The sequence below is a fragment of the Pigmentiphaga soli genome (assembly GCF_039541095.1).
Lineage (GTDB): Bacteria > Pseudomonadota > Gammaproteobacteria > Burkholderiales > Burkholderiaceae_B > Pigmentiphaga > Pigmentiphaga soli.
The window spans coordinates 24,250-42,833 of record NZ_BAABFO010000025.1 but is presented as its reverse complement, the minus strand read 5'-3'; the positions used below and the strand labels follow the sequence as shown (position 1 = coordinate 42,833).

At 67.0% G+C, this 18,584-nt stretch carries 14 protein-coding genes and 1 pseudogene; 9 read left to right on the top strand and 6 right to left on the bottom strand.

What is annotated here, in order from left to right:
• Nucleotides 1–41 precede the first annotated feature (41 nt).
• Nucleotides 42–404 (bottom strand): winged helix-turn-helix transcriptional regulator, encoded by a 363-nt coding sequence (locus ABD927_RS20205; protein WP_345251662.1) that lies wholly within the window; start codon nucleotides 402–404, stop codon nucleotides 42–44.
• Nucleotides 405–515: 111 nt separating this feature from the next.
• Here ABD927_RS20205 and ABD927_RS20200 point away from each other — a divergent pair, with 111 nt between their 5' ends.
• The 3 genes and pseudogenes from ABD927_RS20200 to ABD927_RS20190 form a co-directional block, all read left to right on the top strand.
• On the top strand, nucleotides 516–1,250 hold the full coding sequence (locus tag ABD927_RS20200) for an SDR family NAD(P)-dependent oxidoreductase (RefSeq protein ID WP_345251661.1): 735 nt from the start codon (nucleotides 516–518) through the stop codon (nucleotides 1,248–1,250).
• A 72-nt stretch (nucleotides 1,251–1,322) separates the two neighbouring features.
• Nucleotides 1,323–1,922 (top strand): NADPH-dependent F420 reductase, encoded by a 600-nt coding sequence (locus ABD927_RS20195; protein ID WP_345251660.1) that lies wholly within the window; start codon nucleotides 1,323–1,325, stop codon nucleotides 1,920–1,922.
• A 37-nt stretch (nucleotides 1,923–1,959) separates the two neighbouring features.
• Nucleotides 1,960–2,064: pseudogene (locus ABD927_RS20190) on the top strand (LysR family transcriptional regulator); the annotation flags it as partial.
• 87 nt (nucleotides 2,065–2,151) lie between these two features.
• Here ABD927_RS20190 and lpdA read toward each other — a convergent pair.
• From lpdA to aceE, 3 genes are all read right to left on the bottom strand, one after another.
• Nucleotides 2,152–4,089 carry a dihydrolipoyl dehydrogenase gene (gene lpdA, locus ABD927_RS20185; protein ID WP_345251659.1) on the bottom strand — a complete coding sequence of 646 codons (1,938 nt, stop codon included), beginning with the start codon at nucleotides 4,087–4,089 and terminating at the stop codon, nucleotides 2,152–2,154.
• Between the two features lie 10 nt (nucleotides 4,090–4,099).
• Nucleotides 4,100–5,848, bottom strand: coding sequence for a dihydrolipoyllysine-residue acetyltransferase (aceF, locus tag ABD927_RS20180; RefSeq protein ID WP_345251658.1), 1,749 nt, complete (start codon nucleotides 5,846–5,848; stop codon nucleotides 4,100–4,102).
• 102 nt (nucleotides 5,849–5,950) lie between these two features.
• Entirely contained in the window at nucleotides 5,951–8,665 is a 2,715-nt protein-coding gene (gene aceE / locus ABD927_RS20175) for a pyruvate dehydrogenase (acetyl-transferring), homodimeric type (RefSeq protein WP_345251657.1), read from the bottom strand.
• Between the two features lie 247 nt (nucleotides 8,666–8,912).
• On the opposite strand from aceE, the gene ABD927_RS20170 reads away from it, so the two are divergent.
• From ABD927_RS20170 to ABD927_RS20155, 4 genes are all read left to right on the top strand, one after another.
• Nucleotides 8,913–11,297 carry a PAS domain S-box protein gene (locus ABD927_RS20170; RefSeq protein WP_345251656.1) on the top strand — a complete coding sequence of 795 codons (2,385 nt, stop codon included), beginning with the start codon at nucleotides 8,913–8,915 and terminating at the stop codon, nucleotides 11,295–11,297.
• Nucleotides 11,294–11,917: a response regulator transcription factor gene (locus ABD927_RS20165; protein WP_345251655.1), complete on the top strand. Its 624-nt coding sequence runs from the start codon at nucleotides 11,294–11,296 to the stop codon at nucleotides 11,915–11,917. The genes ABD927_RS20170 and ABD927_RS20165 overlap by 4 nt, the downstream gene beginning before the upstream one ends.
• 81 nt (nucleotides 11,918–11,998) lie before the next feature.
• The gene (gene folD, locus ABD927_RS20160; protein WP_345251654.1) at nucleotides 11,999–12,850 is read left to right on the top strand and encodes a bifunctional methylenetetrahydrofolate dehydrogenase/methenyltetrahydrofolate cyclohydrolase FolD; all 852 of its coding nucleotides are present in this window, start codon (nucleotides 11,999–12,001) and stop codon (nucleotides 12,848–12,850) included.
• Between the two features lie 208 nt (nucleotides 12,851–13,058).
• The gene (locus tag ABD927_RS20155; protein WP_345251653.1) at nucleotides 13,059–15,182 is read left to right on the top strand and encodes a M3 family metallopeptidase; all 2,124 of its coding nucleotides are present in this window, start codon (nucleotides 13,059–13,061) and stop codon (nucleotides 15,180–15,182) included.
• Here the strand turns inward: ABD927_RS20155 and ABD927_RS20150 are convergent.
• Nucleotides 15,150–15,485 (bottom strand): hypothetical protein, encoded by a 336-nt coding sequence (locus ABD927_RS20150; RefSeq protein ID WP_345251652.1) that lies wholly within the window; start codon nucleotides 15,483–15,485, stop codon nucleotides 15,150–15,152. The genes ABD927_RS20155 and ABD927_RS20150 overlap by 33 nt on opposite strands.
• 152 nt (nucleotides 15,486–15,637) lie before the next feature.
• Between ABD927_RS20150 and ABD927_RS20145 the strand changes: the two genes are divergently transcribed.
• A complete protein-coding gene (locus ABD927_RS20145) occupies nucleotides 15,638–16,078 on the top strand; it encodes a helix-turn-helix domain-containing protein (protein ID WP_345251651.1) in 441 nt (146 codons plus the stop codon).
• Between the two features lie 110 nt (nucleotides 16,079–16,188).
• Nucleotides 16,189–16,467, top strand: coding sequence for a hypothetical protein (locus ABD927_RS20140; RefSeq protein WP_345251650.1), 279 nt, complete (start codon nucleotides 16,189–16,191; stop codon nucleotides 16,465–16,467).
• A 73-nt stretch (nucleotides 16,468–16,540) separates the two neighbouring features.
• Here ABD927_RS20140 and ilvD read toward each other — a convergent pair whose 3' ends face one another.
• On the bottom strand, nucleotides 16,541–18,421 hold the full coding sequence (ilvD, locus tag ABD927_RS20135; protein ID WP_345251649.1) for a dihydroxy-acid dehydratase: 1,881 nt from the start codon (nucleotides 18,419–18,421) through the stop codon (nucleotides 16,541–16,543).
• Nucleotides 18,422–18,584 lie beyond the last annotated feature (163 nt).

The following is an 18,584-nucleotide window of genomic DNA, read 5'->3' as shown; positions in this document are numbered from 1 at the left end:
CGTCGAGCCTTGCTGCCCGATCCATGGCCCGTCCGCTTTAGCTAGGGCAAAGCGTCACGCTCGGCAAAGATGCCTGCCATTTCTGATGCGTGCTCAGTTCCCCAAGTGCATAGCGGGATGATGGCGTCGGCCAAGCTACGACCAAGCGGGGTCAACGCGTAGTCCACGCGCGGTGGCACCTCCTTGTAGTCGGTTCGTGCCAGCACGCGATCAGCTTCCAAATCCTTCAATTGCTGGATCAGCACCTTGTCGCTGACGCCCTCGATCAAGCGCCGGAGTTCGCCGTAGCGCTTCGGCCCGTCGCGCAGGAAGAACAGGATCAGTGGTTTCCATTTGCCCGAGATGATGCGCAGTGTGGCGTTGAGTCCGCAGCCGGTTCCGCAGGTTTCAGAAGGTGTCGTCATTCTTGGTACTTACCTAAAAGTGCATACTTGTCGTTAGGTTACCATGGACCCATACTTACCTCAAGTAAGCAGTTTTCTGCTTCCTTGCAACGTCAATCAAGGGTTCGTGACATGACCAGACTGAATGGAAAGACCGCCGTCATTACTGGCGGCGCAACCGGCATCGGCCTTGCCGCGGCAAAGCGTTTCATCGAGGAAGGCGCTTTCGTCTTCATCTTTGGCCGCCGACAAGAGGCGCTTGACGCCGCCGTGGCCGATCTTTGCCCCAATTCCCGCGCAGTGAAGGGTTCGGTTTCCGATGAAGCCGACCTCGAGCGTCTCTACGCGGCGGTGAAGGCGGAGCGCGGAACCCTCGATATCGTCTTTGCCAACGCCGGGGCGGGAAGCCCGCTCCCGCTCGGCCGGATCACCGCCGAACATATTGACGAAACCTTCGATACCAATGTGAAAGGCACGATCTTCACTGTCCAGAAGGCGCTTGCGCTGATGCGCGAGGGAGGCTCGATCATCCTGACCGGATCGAGCGCCGGCACCACGGGTGCCCCCGGATTCACGGCCTATAGCGCGAGCAAGGCGGCAGTGCGCAATCTCGCGCGTACTTGGGCGGAAGATCTTAAGGGCACCGGCATCCGGGTAAATGTGCTGTCGCCCGGGGCGACTGCGACCGAACTTGCCAAGGAGGCGCTGGGCGAGGAGGGCCAGAAGGCCTACGGCGCAATGACCCCGCTCCAGCGCATGGCTGATCCGTCGGAGATTGGGGCGGCAGCCGCCTTCCTCGCGTCGTCGGACAGCAGCTTCATGACCGCCAGCGAGCTCGCCGTCGACGGCGGCCTGGCGCAACTCTGACACGCCGCGACTGGCCCGGGGCGCTCCACATTTCGAGCGCCCTAGAAGCCGTGGCACACCAAGGAAAAATATATGAGCTGCGCAATTATTGGCTTTGGCAATATCGGCCAAGCGCTTGCCAAGGCATTTGCCCGAAACGGCATCGAAGTATCTGTTGCGACCAAGCGCGACCCGGAAAGCCTTGCAACTGATGCGGCCGCGATCGGCCCCACGATCATTCCCAAAACGCTTGCGGAAGCCGTCAAGGCGGACGTCATCTTTTTGGCCGTCCGTTTCGAGTCGCACCCGGAGGTTGCGAAGGCGCTCCCCACTTGGCAGGGCAAGACCATCATTGATATGACCAATGCCTACGGCGTGCCGCCTGAGCAACTGGGAGGACAGCCTTCTTCTAGATTTATCGCGCGGGCCTTCACCGGCGCAAAACTGGTCAAGGGCTTCAACCATTTGATCGCTGCCACCCTTGCCCAAGACCCCACCGTTCATGGTGGCAGGAGAGTCGTGTTTCTGGCGAGCGACGATGACGCAGCCGCAGCGGAGATTAGCGCGCTTGCGGAAAAGCTCGGTTTCGCGCCGATCAAACTCGGCCGGCTTTCGGAAGGCGGACTGCTGGTGCAGGCGCGTGGAAACAGCTGGGGCCGACTGATCTTCAAGGACTTGATCAAGTTCGACTGAGGGATCGTGATCGCGCCGACTCAGGAGGAGCAATACGGTGGCGCTTCGACACCTCCGCTGCTTCTTGGCCGGTGCCGAAGAACTCCATTTCGCCCGCGCAGCGGAACGACTGCACATCGGGCAGTCGCCGCTGTCGCGGGCGCGAAATGCGGCGCCGGAATCATCGTGAAACGAAAAAAGAGGCGCCGAAGCGCCCCTTGTCCGCGAACGGCGGCGCGCCAGGCGCGGCCTACTTCTTGCGCATCGGCGGCAGGTCGGTGCAGACGCCTTCGGCCACCTCGGCGGCCATGCCGACCGATTCGCCCAGCGTCGGGTGCGGGTGGATGGTCTTGCCGATGTCGACCATGTCGGCGCCCATTTCGATGGCGAGCGCCACTTCGCTGATCAGGTCGCCGGCGCCGGTGCCGACGATGCCGCCGCCGACGATGCGGTGGGTTTCCTCGTCGAACAGCAGCTTGGTGACGCCTTCGTCGCGGCCGTTGGCGATCGCGCGGCCGGAAGCGGCCCAGGGGAACACGCCCTTGGTGATCTTGCGGCCTTGCTTGCGCGCGTCGTCTTCGGTCAGGCCGACCCAGGCCACTTCGGGGTCGGTGAAGGCCACCGCCGGGATCACGGTCGCGTCGAAGTGGCTCTTCTGGCCGGCGGCGGCCTCGGCCGCCACGTGGCCTTCGTGCACCGCCTTGTGGGCCAGCATGGGCTGGCCGACCAGGTCGCCGATGGCGAAGATGTGCGGCACGTTGGTGCGCATCTGCGAATCGACCGGGATGAAGCCGCGCTCGGTCACGGCCACGCCGGCCTTGTCGGCGCCGATCGCGCCGCCGTTGGGGCGGCGGCCCACGGCCTGCAGCACCAGGTCGTAGCGTTGGGGCTCCTTGGGCGCGCCTTCGCCTTCGAAGCTGACCCAGATGCCGTCATCCTTCGCTTCCATGCCGACCGTCTTGGTCTTGACCATGATGTTGTCGAAGCGATGAGCGTTGTGCTTCTGCCAGACCTTGACGAGGTCGCGGTCGGCGCCCTGCATCAGGCCGTCCAGCATCTCGACCACGTCGAGCCGCGCGCCGAGCGTGGAATACACCGTGCCCATTTCGAGCCCGATGATGCCGCCGCCGATGAGCAGCATCTTCTGCGGAATGCTGCGCAGGAGCAGCGCGCCGGTGGAATCGACCACGCGTTCGTCGTCGGGGGCGAACGGCAGCTTCACCGACTGGCTGCCGGCGGCGATGATGGCGTTGGCGAAGCGCACCGTCTTGTCGCCGTCGGCGGTCTTGACGGTCAGGTGGTGCGGGTCGGCGAAGCTGCCCACGCCCTGGATCACTGTCACCTTGCGGGCCTTGGCCATCGCGGAGAGGCCGCCGGTCAGCTTGCCGACCACCTTGTCCTTGAAGGCGCGCAGCTTGTCGAGATCGACCTGCGGCTTGCCGAAGCTGATGCCGTGGTCGGCCATCGCCGCCGCTTCTTCGATGACGGCCGCGGTGTGCAGCAGCGCCTTCGACGGGATGCAGCCCACGTTCAGGCAGACGCCGCCCAGGGCGGCGTAGCGTTCGACCAGCACCACGTTCAGGCCGAGGTCTGCCGCGCGGAACGCGGCCGAATAGCCGCCGGGGCCGGCGCCCAGTACCAGCACGTCGCAGCTCAGGTCGGCCTGGCCGGAGAAGGTGGCGGGCTGCGGGGCGGTGGCTTCGCCCACGGGCTGGCGGGCCGAAGATGGCTGCGCGGCCGGGGCCTGGGCCGGCGCGGCCACGGGCTTGCCGGCTGCGGCTTGATCGCCTGCGGGCTTGCCGGCTGCGGCTTGATCGCCTGCGGGCTTGCCGCCTGCGGGCTGGTCACCCGCGGGCTTGCCGCCCGGTTGGCCGGCGGCCGGCGCCTCGGCCTTGGCCGGGGCCGCGCCGCCTTGCGCAGCGCCACCCTGTGCAGCGCCACCCGGTGCAGCGCCGGCCGGCTCGATCTCGGCCAACACCGATCCCTTGCTGACCTTGTCGCCGATCTTGACGCGCAGCGACTTGACCACGCCGCCCTGCTCGGCCGGGATCTCCATCGACGACTTGTCGGATTCGACGGTGACCAGGCTTTGCTCGGGCTTGATCGTGTCGCCTTCGGCGACCAGGATCTCGATCACTTCGACGTCGCTGAAATCGCCGATGTCGGGAACTTTCAGTTCGATGGTCATCGGCTGCCCCTCAAAGCAGGATGCGGCGGAAGTCCGCCAGCACGGCCGTCAGGAAGGCGTTGAAGCGGGCCGCCGCGGCGCCGTCGATCACGCGGTGGTCGTACGACAGCGACAGCGGCAGCGTCAGCTGCGGCACGAACTGCTTGCCGTCCCACACCGGCTTGTAGGCCGAGCGGCTGACGCCCAGGATGGCCACTTCCGGCGCGTTGATGATGGGCGTGAAATGCGTGCCGCCGATGCCGCCCAGCGACGAGATCGAGAAACACCCGCCCTGCATGTCGGACGGCGACAGCTTGCCGTCGCGCGCCTTCTTGGCCAGTTCCGACGTTTCGCGCGCGATCTCGATCACGCCCTTGCGGTCGGCGTCGCGCACCACCGGCACCACCAGGCCGTTGGGCGTGTCGGCGGCGAAGCCGATGTGGTAGTACTTCTTCAGCACCAGCGAATCGCCGTCGAGCGAAGCGTTGAACTCGGGGAAGCGCTTGAGCGCCGCGACCACGGCCTTGATCAGGAAGGCCAGCATGGTGACCTTGATGCCGGCCTTCTCGTTCTCCTTGTTGAGCTGGACGCGGAAGGCTTCCAGGTCGGTGATGTCGGCCTCGTCGTTGTTGGTGACGTGAGGGATCATCACCCAGTTGCGGTGCAGGTTGGCGCCCGAGATCTTCTTGATGCGCGACAGCGGCTTGGCCTCGATCTCGCCGAACTTGGCGAAGTCGACCTTCGGCCACGGCAGCAGGTCCAGCCCGGCGCCGCCGGCGGCCGGCGCCGCCGCGGGCGCGCCGGGCTGCGCCAGCGCGCGCTTGATGTAGTTGCGGACGTCGTCGGGCGTGATGCGGTTCTTCGGCCCGGTGGCGGGAACCTTGGTCAGGTCCACGCCCAGTTCGCGCGCGAATTTGCGCACCGACGGCGAGGCGTGCGCCTTGCCGGCGCCGGGGGCCGCGGCCGGCACCGGTTCGACCGGCGCCTGGCGCTCGGCCTGCTGGGCGCCCGGTTCGGACGCTGCGGAGGCGGGCTGGCTTTCGGCGGCCCGGGGCTGCGCGGCAGCCTGCGATTGTCCGGCGGGAGCCGGCGCGGCAGCTGCCTGCGCTGGCGCGGCCGCCTGGGCGCCGCCCGCCGTCTTCAGCTTCACCAGCGGGCTGCCCTTGGACACCTTGTCGCCCACCTTGACCAGCAGCTCGGCCACCTCGCCGGCGGCGGCGCTGGGGATTTCCATCGACGATTTGTCGGACTCGACCGTGACCAGGCTCTGTTCGGCCTTGACCGCGTCGCCGACCTTGATCAGCACCTCGATCACTTCGACGTCGCTGAAATCGCCGATGTCGGGAACTTCGACCACCTGTTCGCCGCCCGCGCCGCCGGCCTGCGGCGCCGGGGCCGGCGCGGCGGCCGGCGCTTCCTTCTTGCCCGCGTCGGCCTGCGGAGCGCCGGCCTGCTGCGAGGCGGGCTGTTGCGCAGCGGCCTGCGGAGCGGCGGCCTGCTGCGCGCCCGCGCCGGCCGGCGCCTGCTCGGCGCCCTCGCCTTCGGCCTCGACATCGACCAGCGGCGAGCCTTCGCTCACCTTGTCGCCCACCTTGACCTTGACGGCCTTGACCACGCCGCCCGCCGCCGCCGGAATCTCCATCGACGACTTGTCGGACTCGACGGTGACCAGGCTTTGCTCGGCCTTGATCCGGTCGCCCACCTTGACCAGCACCTCGATCACTTCCACATCGCTGAAGTCGCCGATGTCCGGGACTTTCAGCTCGCTCACATTGCTCATTCGGTTGTCTCCAGGAAGCCGGTTCCGGCCGCGCCGCGCCGCCAGGCGCGCCGCCGGCCGGGACGGCGGACGCCGCGGCGCCCGTGCCGTCCCGGCCGTCGATCACGCGTATTGGGGATTGGCTTTCTCGGGATTGATACCGTACTTCTTGATCGCTTCGGCAGCCTTCTCGGCCGGGAGCTTGCCCTCGTCGGCCAGCGCCTTCAGCGCCGACAGCACGACGAAATGGCGGTCGACCTCGAAATGCTCGCGCAGCTTGCTGCGGAAGTCCGAGCGGCCGAAGCCGTCGGTGCCCAGCACGCGGTAGTCGCGGCCCTTCGGCACGAAGGGGCGGATCTGGTCGGCGAAGGCCTTCATGTAGTCGGTGGAGGCGACGATCGGGCCTTCGGTCTTGGCCAGCGTTTCGGTCACGTAGGGCACCTGAGGCGTCTTTTCGGCGGGATGCAGCAGGTTGTGGCGCTCGGCGTCCAGGCCGTTGCGGCGCAGCTCGGTGAAACTGGTCACGCTCCACACGTCGGCGGCCACGCCCCAATCGGCGGCCAGCAGCTCCTGGGCCGCGATGACTTCGCGCAGGATGGTGCCCGAGCCCAGCAGCTGCACGCGCAGCTTGGACTTGCCGGTAGCCTCCTTGAGCTTGTACATGCCGCGGATGATGCCTTCCTCGTCGCCCGTCTTCAGGCCCGGCTGGGCATAGTTCTCGTTCATCACCGTCAGGTAATAGAACACGTTCTCCTGCCGCTCGACCATGCGCTTCAAGCCGTGCTGGATGATGACCGCCAGTTCGTGCGCGAAGGTCGGGTCGTACGACACGCAGTTCGGGATGGTGGCCGACATCAGGTGGCTGTGGCCGTCCTCGTGCTGCAGGCCTTCGCCGTTGAGCGTGGTGCGGCCCGCGGTGCCGCCCAGCAGGAAGCCGCGCGCCTGCATGTCGCCGGCGGCCCAGGCCAGGTCGCCGATGCGCTGGAAGCCGAACATCGAGTAGTAAATGTAGAACGGCACCATGATGCGGTTGTTCGACGAATACGAGGTCGCCGCGGCGATCCACGAGCTCATCGCGCCCGCCTCGTTGATGCCCTCTTCCAGGATCTGGCCGTCCTCGGCTTCGCGGTAGTACATCACCTGGGCCTTGTCGACCGGGGTGTACTTCTGGCCGCCGTGGGCATAGATGCCGATCTGGCGGAACATGCCTTCCATGCCGAAGGTGCGCGACTCGTCGGGCACGATGGGCACCACGCGCGGGCCGATGGTCTTGTCGCGCAGCAGCTGGGTCAGGACGCGCACGAAGGCCTGGGTGGTGGAGATCTCGCGGCCTTCGGCGGTCGGGTCGAGCACCGCCTGGAAGGCCGACAGGTCCGGCACCGCCAGCGTTTCGTCGGCCTTCTGGCGGCGCTTGGGCAGGTAGCCGCCCAGCGCCTGCCGGCGCTCATGCATGTACTTCATTTCCGGCGCGTCTTCGGCCGGCTTGAAGAACGGCAGCTGGTCCAGCTTGTCGTCCGGCACCGGGATGTTGAAGCGGTCGCGGTAGGCGCGGATGATGTCGGCGTCCAGCTTCTTCTGCTGGTGGGCCGGGTTGCGCGACTCGCCGGCCGCGCCCATGCCGTAGCCCTTGATGGTCTTGGCCAGGATCACGGTGGGCCGGCCTTCCGACCTGGCCGCCGCGTCGAACGCCGCGTACACCTTGTGCGGGTCGTGGCCGCCGCGGTTCAGGCGCCAGATGTCCTCGTCGCTCATGCGGCTGACCATCTCCAGCAGCTTGGGATGCTTGCCGAAGAACTTCTCGCGCACGAAGGCGCCGTCGTTGGCCTTGTAGGCCTGGTATTCGCCGTCCACGGTTTCTTCCATGATCCGGCGCAGGATGCCTTCCTTGTCGCGCGCCAGCAGCGGGTCCCAGTAGCCGCCCCAGATCAGCTTGATGACGTTCCAGCCGCTGCCGCGGAATTCGCCTTCCAGTTCCTGGATGATCTTGCCGTTGCCGCGCACCGGGCCGTCGAGCCGCTGCAGATTGCAGTTGATCACGAACACCAGGTTGTCGAGGTTCTCGCGCGAGGCCAGGCTGATCGCGCCCAGCGATTCCGGCTCGTCCATCTCGCCGTCGCCGCAGAATACCCATACCTTGCGCTGGCTGGTGTCGGCGATGCCGCGCGCGTGCAGGTACTTCAGGAAGCGCGCCTGGTAGATCGCCATCAGCGGGCCCAGGCCCATCGACACGGTGGGGAACTGCCAGAAATCGGGCATCAGCTTCGGATGCGGATACGACGACAGGCCCTTGCCGTCCACTTCCTGGCGGAAGTGATCGAGCTGGTCTTCCGTCAGCCGGCCTTCCACGTAGGCGCGGGCATACACCCCGGGCGACGAATGGCCCTGGAAATAGACCAGGTCGCCGCCGTGCTCGGCGCTCTCGGCATGCCAGAAGTGGTTCTGGCCGCAGTCGATCATGGTGGCCAGCGACGCGAACGAGGCGATGTGGCCGCCCAGGTCGCCGCCGTCGGCCGGATGCAGGCGGTTGGCGCGCACCACCATCGCCATCGCGTTCCAGCGGATATAGGAACGGATGCGCTCTTCCAGGTCGAGCTTGCCGGGATGCGGGGGCTCGAGATGGGGCGGGATGGTGTTGACGTAGGCGGTATTGGGCGAGAACGGGATGTAGGCGCCCGAGCGGCGGGCCAGGTCGATCAGGCGTTCGAGCAGATAATGCGCGCGCTCGGGGCCTTCACGATCGAGCACCGCCTCGAGCGCGTCCAGCCATTCCTGGGTTTCCTGGGTATCTTCGTCGTTGGCAGCGCTCAGGCCGGCGCCGGCCTGGGGAAGAGCGGACATATCTGTCTCCTGGGTATGTCGTCACATGCAGCGAGTGGCATCCGCCGGATCGGCTTTATGGGCCGCCGTATCGGGACTGCCGTCGCCCGCGATTCTAAGAGCCGCCTCTGGCATGTGCAATAAAAATTTCGCGTTGCGAGACGTTTTACCATAATGTGAAATGCACAAGCATTTCGGGTGGAAGCGTTTTTCTCCCAAGGATGAAATCCCTGCCCGCGCGAGCCCCGGTCTGCGTACACTTCGCCTCATGTCTACCGTCTATCCCACCAGCGTTCCCGCGCCCGTCGGCGAACTCGCGCGCCTGCGGCGCCGCACCTGGTACTGGCTCACCCCGGCCGTCGCGCTGGGGCTGTTCGTTTGCGTCATGGGCTCCATCCTGTGGTGGCTCGACGCCCGCGACGACGCGCAACGCTACAGCACCCTGGTGCGCGACGTCGATTGGGCTCAGCAATCGATGCGCCTGCGCATGCTGGCCGCCCGCGACCGCATCGGCGCGCTCGGGCGCGAACTGGTGCGCAACACCGTAACCGAAAGCCGCTTCCAGGACGACGCCCGCGAGCTCTTGATCGAACACCCGGAAATCATCCACGTCGCCTGGCTTGAGGCCGACCGCCGCGCCCGCTGGGTGGCCACGCCCGAGCGCCGCGCCAACCAGTCGTTCCGCATGAGCACGCCCGGCGCCGAAGACCCGGCCGCCTTCCGCGCCTTCGAAATCGCCCGCGACGAACACCGGCCGACCTACTCGCGCCCCTATCACGGCCAATATAACGAGATCTATGTCGACCTGTACGTGCCGGTGTTCCAAAATGAAAGATTCCTCGGCACGCTGGCCATGGTCTATTCGGTCGACACCATGCTGCAGCAATTGGTGCCGCAGGAAACGGCGCGCAAATACAAAGTGTCGATCCTCGATGCCGACGGCCGCGTGCTGGTGGCCACCTCGACCCAGGCCGACAAGGGCGCGGTCGACACCTACGAGGTCCCGCTCGACCCGCCCGGCAACGGCATGATGCTGCGCGCGGCCGCCTACCGTACCCGCACCGATACCTCGCAGACCATGCTGGTGTGGGTGGTGGTGTCGCTGTCGGCGGTCATCATCTGGAGCCTGATGGCGCTGTGGCGGCACACCCGCTTCCGCTCGCAGGCCGAGGAAGCGCTGATCGCCGAGACCGCGTTCCGCCGCGCGATGGAAAACTCCATGCTGACCGGCATGCGGGTGCTCGACATGGAAGGCCGCATCACCTACGTGAACCCGGCCTTCTGCCGCATGATGGGCTGGGATGAGTCCGACCTGCTCGGCCGCGCCCCGCCCTACCCCTACTGGCCCAAGGGCAACCAGGAACAGCAGCGCCGCAACCTCGAAATGCTGCTGGCCGGCAACGCGCCCAGCAGCGGTTTCGAGATGGAGGCCCAGCGGCGCGACGGCTCGGTATTCTTCGCCCGCATGTACGTGTCGCCGCTGCTCGACCAGCGCGGGGTGCAGACCGGCTGGATGACCTCGATGACCGACATCACCGAGCCCAAGCGCATCCGCGAGGCGCTGGTGGCGGCGCACGAGCGCTTCATGACGGTGCTCGAAGGCCTGGACGACGCGATCTCGGTCACCGCCGAAACGCCCAAGGGTTCCGAGCTGCTGTTCGCCAACAAGACCTACCGCCGCGTGTTCGGTTCGCAGGCCGCCGGCCACGACGAACTGTCGGCCGGCCGCCGCGGCCGCTTCACCGACGAGGCGATCGAGGTGTATTCCTCGTCCACCCACCGCTGGTTCGAGGTGCGCCACCGCATGCTGCAGTGGGTGGACGGCCGCCGGGTGCGGATGCAGGTGGCGCGCGACATTACCGAACGGCGCGCCTCCGAGGAAGCCTCGCGCGCCCAGCTGGAGAAGATCCAGCTCACCAGCCGCCTGATCACGATGGGCGAGATGGCGTCCTCCCTGGCCCACGAACTGAACCAGCCGCTGACGGCGATCACCAACTACAGCATGGGCGTGGTGGCGCGCGTGCGGGCCGGCGAGGTCGACCCGGAGGTGCTGCTGCCGGCGCTGGAGAAAACCACCGCCCAGGCCGAACGGGCCGGCATGATCATCCGCCGCATCCGCGAGTTCGTGAAGCGCAGCGAACCCAAGCGGCAGCGCGTGAAGCTGCCCGACGTCGTCGAGAATGCGGTCGGCTTCGCCGGCATCGAGTCGCGCACGCGGCGCATCGATATCGTCAAGAAGATCCCGCCGCAGTTGCCGGAGGTCATGGCCGACCCGATCCTGATCGAGCAGGTGGTGCTCAACCTGTTGAAGAACGGGCTGGAGGCGATGCAGGATTCGTCGCGCCGCGAACTGGTGATCGAGGCCATCGACCACGGCGACATGGTGGAAGTGGCCGTTACCGATACCGGCCACGGCCTGATCGATCCCGAGCGCCTGTTCGAGCCTTTCTACAGCACCAAGTCGGAAGGCATGGGCATGGGGCTGAACATTTGCCGTACCATCATCGAATTCCACCACGGCCGGCTGTGGGCCGACCCGAATCCGGAAGGCGGTACCATTTTCCGGTTCACGCTGCCGGCGGTCCGCCCGCTGGCGACGGCCGAAACCAAGACAACAGAACAGGAATCCGCACCGAAGGAGCTTCACCAATGAGCAATACGCCCCAGTCCAGCACCGTATTCATCGTCGACGACGACGAGGCCGTGCGCGACTCGCTGCGCTGGCTGCTGGAGGCCAATGGCTACCGGGTAAAAGCCTACGACAACGCCGAACGCTTCCTGGCCGAGTACGACCCGGCGGTGGTCGGCGTGCTGATCGCCGACGTGCGGATGCCGGGCATGACCGGCCTGGAACTGCAGGAGCAACTGATCGCCCGCCGCGCCACCCTGCCCATCGTGTTCGTGACCGGCCACGGCGACGTGCCGATGGCGGTGTCGACCATGAAGAAAGGCGCGGTCGATTTCCTCGAAAAGCCGTTCAACGAGGCCGACCTGCGCCAGATCGTCGCCAACATGCTCGAACAGGCCCACGCGCGGGCGGCCGAGGAAGCCACCCGGCGCGACCACGAAGCGCTGCTGGCGCGGCTGACCGTGCGCGAACAGCAGGTGCTGGAGCGCATCGTCGCGGGCCGGCTGAACAAGCAGATCGCCGACGACCTCGGGATCAGCATCAAGACGGTGGAGGCGCACCGGGCCAACATCATGGAAAAACTGCAGGTGACCACGGTGGCCGACCTGATGAAGGTGGCGCTGCATTACCGGCCGGGGAATTGAGCCGGCGGCGCCGGGCAGGGGCGGTCTTCCCCGTACAGTAAAATCCGGGGTTCGAACCACCTTCTTCCTCGAGCCCTTCCCATGACCGCCCGCCTGATCAACGGCACCGAACTGTCCCGGCACCTGCGCACCGAAATCGCCGCCCGCGCCGCCGCCCTGGCCCAACAGGGCACGCGCCCCGGCCTGGCGGTGATCCTGGTCGGCGACGACCCGGCCTCCCAGGTGTACGTGCGCAACAAGGTCAAGGCCTGTGCCGATGCGGGCTTCCATTCGGTCATGCAGAAGTACGACGCCTCGCTGCCCGAGGCCGAGCTGCTGGCCAGGATCGAGGCGCTCAATGCCGATCCGGCCATCCACGGCATCCTGGTCCAGATGCCGCTGCCCCGCCACATCGATCCCCACAAGGTGATCGAAACCATTTCCACCGAAAAAGACGTCGACGGCTATTCGGTGCGCAGCGCCGGCGAGCTGCTGGCCGGGCTGGACGGCTTTCGGCCCTGCACGCCCTACGGCTGCATGAAGCTGATCGAAAGCACGGGCTACGACCTGCGCGGCAAGCACGCCGTCGTGATCGGCCGCAGCAACACGGTCGGCAAGCCCATGGCCCTGCTGCTGCTGCAGGCCAACGCCACCGTCACCGTCTGCCACAGCGCCACGCCCGACCTCGCCCGCCACACCCGCGAAGCCGACGTGGTCGTGGCCGCCGTCGGCCGCCGCAATACGCTCACGGCCGACATGGTCAAGCCCGGCGCGCTGGTGATAGACGTCGGCATCAACCGCGACGAGGCCGGCAAGCTGTGCGGCGACGTCGACTTCGCCGGCGTCTCGCAGGTGGCCGGGTGGATCACGCCGGTGCCCGGCGGCGTCGGGCCGATGACGATCACCATGCTGCTGGCCAACACACTGCAATCGGCGCAGAGGGCCTACCCCTAGGCGCTGCGCGCCTCCCCTCAAGGGGCGGCGCTGGCGGACCGGAGGGAAGGCCCACCCCATGGCGGCCCTTGGCCGCCTCCCCTCAAGGGGCGGCGCTGGCGGACCGGCAAAGCCGGATCCGCGGCGCCCTGGGTGGGGGGCGGAGTATTGTGCGATGGTTTGTTCGTCCCCATTATTGATGGGACAGCGTGTCTTTCCTGGAGTCTCCATGTCGTCCCCATCCCTTCCTGCCGCAGCATCCGACAATCCCCTGCTCGATTTCTCCGGCTTGGCGCCGTTCGACCGGATCCGGCCCGAACACATCACGCCGGCCGTCACCGTGCTGCTCGAGCGGGCGCGCGAGGCCGTGGCGCGGCTGGAGGCGGACCAGGCGGCCGGGGCGCCTGCCACCTGGCATAGCGTGGCCGAGGTGCTGGAAACCGGCACCGAGCCGCTGTCGCGGGCCTGGGGCGTGGTGGGCCACCTGAATGCCGTGGCCGACACGCCGGCGCTGCGCGAGGCCTATGGCGAGAACCTGCCGCGGGTGACGGAGTTCTGGAGCTCGCTGGGCCAGAACCTGGCGCTGTACGAGCGCTACAAGGCGCTGGCGGCGGGCAAGGAATACAAGGACCTGGCGCCGGCCCGCAAGAAGGTGATCGAGAACGAGCTGCGCGGCTTCCGCCTGGGCGGCGCCGAGCTCGATGAAGCGCACAAGCCGCGCTTCGCCGAGATCCAGGAAAGGCTGGCCACGCTGTCGAAGGCGTTTTCCGACCACGTGCTGGACGCCACCAACGGCTACGCGCTGATCGTGCACGACGAGGCCGAGCTGGCCGGCCTGCCCGACGACGTGAAAGACGCCGCGCGCGAGGCCGCGCTGCAAGGCCGCGCCGAAGACGTCCAGGGCGACGCCGGCTGGAAATTCACGCTGCATTTCCCCTCGTATTTCCCGCTGCTGCAATACGCCGACAAGCGCGCGCTGCGCGAGACGATCTACAAGGCCAACGTCACCCGCGCCTCGGAGCTGGGGCCGCAGTACGCCCAGGGCAAGGCCGACTGGGACAACACCGCGATCATGCTGGAACTGCTGCGGCTGCGGCGCGAAGAAGCCCGGCTGCTGGGCTACGCCAACTACGGCGAAGTCTCGCTGGTGCCGAAGATGGCCGATTCGCCCGCGCAGGTGCAAGACTTCCTGAACCAGTTGGCCGCCCGCGCCCGTCCCTACGCCGAGCGCGACTGGCGCGAACTGCGCGAATTCGCCGCCGCCCAGCTGGGGCTGGACACGCTCGAGCCCTGGGACATCGCCTATGCCTCCGAAAAGCTGCGCCAGGCGCGCTACGCCTTCTCGGAAAACGAGGTGAAGCAGTACTTCCCCGAGCCGATGGTGCTGCAAGGCCTGTTCCGGGTGATCGAATCGCTGTTCTCGGTGCGCGTGCGGCCCGACCGCGCGCCGGCCTGGCATCCCGACGTGCGCTTCTTCCGCGTGGAATCGGCCGGCGGCACCCTGCTGGCGCAGTTCTACCTCGACCTGTACGCGCGCGAAGGCAAGCGCGGCGGCGCCTGGATGGACGACGCCCGCACCCGCCAGCGCCTGCCCGCCGGCGAGCTGCAGACGCCTGTGGCCTACCTGGTCTGCAATTTCACGCCGCCGTCGGGCGGCCGGCCGTCGCTGCTCACCCATGACGACGTCATCACCCTGTTTCACGAATTCGGCCACGGCCTGCACCACATGCTGACCCAGGTGGAAGACGCCGGCGTTTCCGGCATCCACGGCGTGGAATGGGACGCGGTCGAGCTGCCCAGCCAGTTCATGGAAAACTTCTGCTGGGAATGGGGCGTGCTGGAACACATGACCGCCCACGTCGACACCGGCGAGCCGCTGCCGCGCGAGCTGTTCGACAAGATGGTGGCGGCCAAGAACTTCCAGAGCGGGCTGATGACGCTGCGGCAAGTGGTGCTGGCCGCCACCGACATGCACCTGCACACCGATTTCGACCCCGACGGCCCGGTCTCGGTGCTGGAGCTGAGCCGCGCCGTGAACGACCGCCTGCACGTGCTGCCGCAGCCGGAAATCTCGCGCTGGATCAACACCTTCAGCCACATCTTCGCGGGCGGCTATTCGGCCGGCTACTACAGCTACAAATGGGCCGAGGTGCTGTCGGCCGACGCCTATGCCGCCTTCGAGGAAGCCGCCGGCGACGCCGCGCTGCTGCCGCAGGTGGGCAGCCGTTTCCTGCGCGAGATCCTGGAGGTGGGCGGCAGCCGGCCGGCGATCGAGTCGTTCCGCGCCTTCCGCGGCCGCGACCCGCAGATCGACGCGCTGCTACGCCACAGCGGAATGGCCGAGGCCGCCTGAGGGCGGCACCCGCGCGATCAGGATCTCCACCGCCAGCATGTTGCGCCGCATCAGCCGGCTCAGCGCGTAGGGCGCCGGCAGGTCCACGCAGGGGCGCTCGCCGAATTCGCCCACCAGCTCGACGAGCTGGCTGGGCCGGATCAGGGCGCGGCGATTGCCGGCCCCCGGCCGGCCCGAGAACGGGAAACGCCGCTCCAGGCTGGCGGCGTCCCAGCCGAGCGGCGCGAAAATCCAGTCCGCACGCCCGTCCAGGGCGATGCCGCGCAATACAACCACTGGCGTGGCACGTGATGACGATTGCATGTAGCGCAGGCTCCTCGATTGGAGCAAATTCTTACTTATCGTAATCCGCACCATAGCGGGACACGGCCGGCTTGCTCCTTTCGCAAAAATATAACGCAATTTTTGCGCCTTACGCTTTGCGTAGCAGGCAATACGACTCTGACAATCGGGGCATGCACATTGGTTCCGCGATCCGCCAGACCCGCGAGCAGCTCGGCCTCAAACTCGAGGCCGTGGCGATGGAAGCCGGTTTCGACGCCGGCAACCTGTCTCGCATCGAAACCGGCAAGCAGAAGCCGTCGATCACCCGTCTCGAAAGCATCGCGCGGGCAATGAAAGTGCGCGTGGCCGATTTGTATGCGCTGGTGGAACCGCTGCCCATCCCCGGCATGACCCCGTCGCTGCGCGAAGGGGACATCGCTCCCTACCACGACGACCTGCAGACGCTGCGGCGCAGCTACTCCGCGCTCGACCCGCGCCGCCGCAAGCTCGTGTACGAATTCGTCAAGCTGCTGAACCGGATGCAGAAAGAGGAAAGCGCGGCGCACGAAGAACAGGCGCCGCACCTCGGCACGGACTTCCAGCCCGCGGCGCGCCCGCCACGCGCGAAATGACGGCCGGGAGCGGCCATGCCCATCTGGGCTATTGGCGGCGCCGGGCAACACATCGTCGCGGTCATCATCGAAACGCCCACAGGTGTTTCGAACGTGGATGCGATCGCGCAGTGCCCGGCATCGATCTGCTGCTGGGCGGCAACGACCTGACGCTGAAACAGGCATCCACCGCCAGTTCGATCCCCCGCGTTCGACGATGCCATGCAGAATATCCGGGCGGCGGCAAGCGCCATGGCAAGTACGTTGGCCTGGGAGGCATCTGGGATACGAAGGCCTTGGGTAGATACGTAGACCAGGGCGTACGGTTCATTCCCACAAGCGCGGATATCCAGTTCATGATGCAGGGCGCCTCGGACGGGAGCGCTGGCATTCGCAAGCTGAAGGCGTAATCGGTGGTGCCGGCGCACCAGGCCGGCCCACGCAATGACCTTACCGAACAAACGCCTTGCGACAGGCCCGGGGCTAGCGCCGCCGCAGCTGCGAAATGTCGCGCACCGCGCCGCGGTCGGCCGAGGTAGCCATCAGCCCGTAGGCCTGCAGCGCCTGCGACACCACGCGGTCGCGGGCCACCGGCTTCCAGGCCTTGTCGCCCAGCGCTTCCATCGCCTGCCGGCGGCGGGCCAGTTCGGCGTCGTCCACCCGCAGGTTGATGCGGCGGTTGGGGATGTCGATGTCGATCAGGTCGCCTTCCTGCACCAGGCCTATCGTGCCGCCTTCGGCCGCTTCCGGCGACGCGTGGCCGATTACCAGCCCAGAAGAGCCGCCCGAGAAGCGGCCGTCGGTCAGCAAGGCGCAAGACTTGCCCAGGCCTTTGGACTTCAGGTAGGAGGTGGGATAGAGCATTTCCTGCATGCCCGGGCCGCCCTTCGGGCCTTCGTAGCGGATGACGACCACGTCGCCCGCCTTCACGCGATCGCCCAGGATGGCTTCGGTGGCCTCTTCCTGGCTTTCGAACACGCGCGCGGTGCCGCTGAACTTGAGGATGCTTTCGTCGACCCCGGCGGTCTTGACGATGCAGCCGTTGAGCGCCAGGTTGCCGTGCAGCACGGCCAGCCCGCCGTCCTGCGAATAGGCGTGCTCGCGATCGCGGATGCAGCCGGCGCTGCGGTCGAGGTCGAGACGGTCGAAGCGCTTGTCCTGGCTGAATGCGACCTGAGTCGGCACGCCGCCGGGCGCCGCGCGGAAGAAGGCCTGGACGGCTTCGCTGGCATTGCCGCGCACGTCATGGGCGGCGATGGCCTCGCCCAGGGTGGGGGTATGAACAGTCGGCACCGAGGTATCGATCAGCCCGGCGCGCGCCAGTTCGGCCAGGATGCCCATGATGCCGCCGGCGCGGTGCACGTCTTCGATGTGGTACTGCTGGGTGGCCGGCGCCACCTTGCACAGACACGGCACCTCGCGCGACACGCGGTCGATGTCGGCCAGCGTGAAATCCACGCCCGCCTCCTGCGCCGCGGCCAGCAGGTGCAGCACGGTGTTGGTGGAACCGCCCATCGACACGTCGAGCGCCATCGCGTTGCGGAAGGCCGTCTTGCTGGCGATGCTGCGCGGCAGGACGGAAGCGTCGTCCTGCTCGTAATAGCGCTTGCACAGCTCGACCGCCAGGCGGCCGGCGCGCAGGAACAGCGCCTTGCGGTCGGCATGGGTGGCCACCAGCGTGCCGTTGCCCGGCAGCGAGAGGCCCAGCGCCTCGGTCAGGCAGTTCATCGAGTTGGCGGTGAACATGCCGGAACACGAGCCGCAGGTCGGACAGGCCGAGCGTTCGTAGTTTTCCACGTCGGCGTCGGACACGCGCGAATCGCCGGCCTTGATCATCGCGTCGATCAGGTCGACCTTGATGATCTTCTGGCCGTTCACGTCTTGCGCCGGGTGGTAGGCCTCGATCACTTTGCCGGCCTCCATCGGACCGCCCGACACGAAGACCGCGGGGATGTTCAGCCGCATCGCCGCCATCAGCATGCCCGGGGTGATCTTGTCGCAGTTGGAGATGCACACCATGGCGTCGGCGCAGTGCGCGTTGACCATGTATTCCACCGAATCGGCGATCAGCTCGCGCGAGGGCAGCGAATACAGCATGCCGCCGTGGCCCATCGCGATGCCGTCGTCGACCGCGATGGTGTTGAATTCCTTGGCCACCCCGCCGGCCGCCTCGATTTCCCGCGCCACCATCTGGCCGAGATCCTTCAGGTGCACGTGGCCCGGCACGAACTGGGTGAACGAGTTGACCACCGCCACGATGGGCTTGCCGAAGTCGCCGTCCTGCATGCCGGTCGCGCGCCACAGCGCGCGCGCGCCCGCCATGTTGCGGCCATGCGTGGAGGTACGGGAACGGTAGTGCGGCATGACGGTTCTCACGGTAAGTGACGAAACGTATAAGTATAGGCTCGAACCGCCGCTGCCGCCCCTTGCCGCTTGCGTCCCGACGGCATCGTCAGCCTTTGTAAACGTTAATAATAACCATTATTATTAAGCCCCCAGGGCACCGGCACCGGCCGCCTCCCTCCCA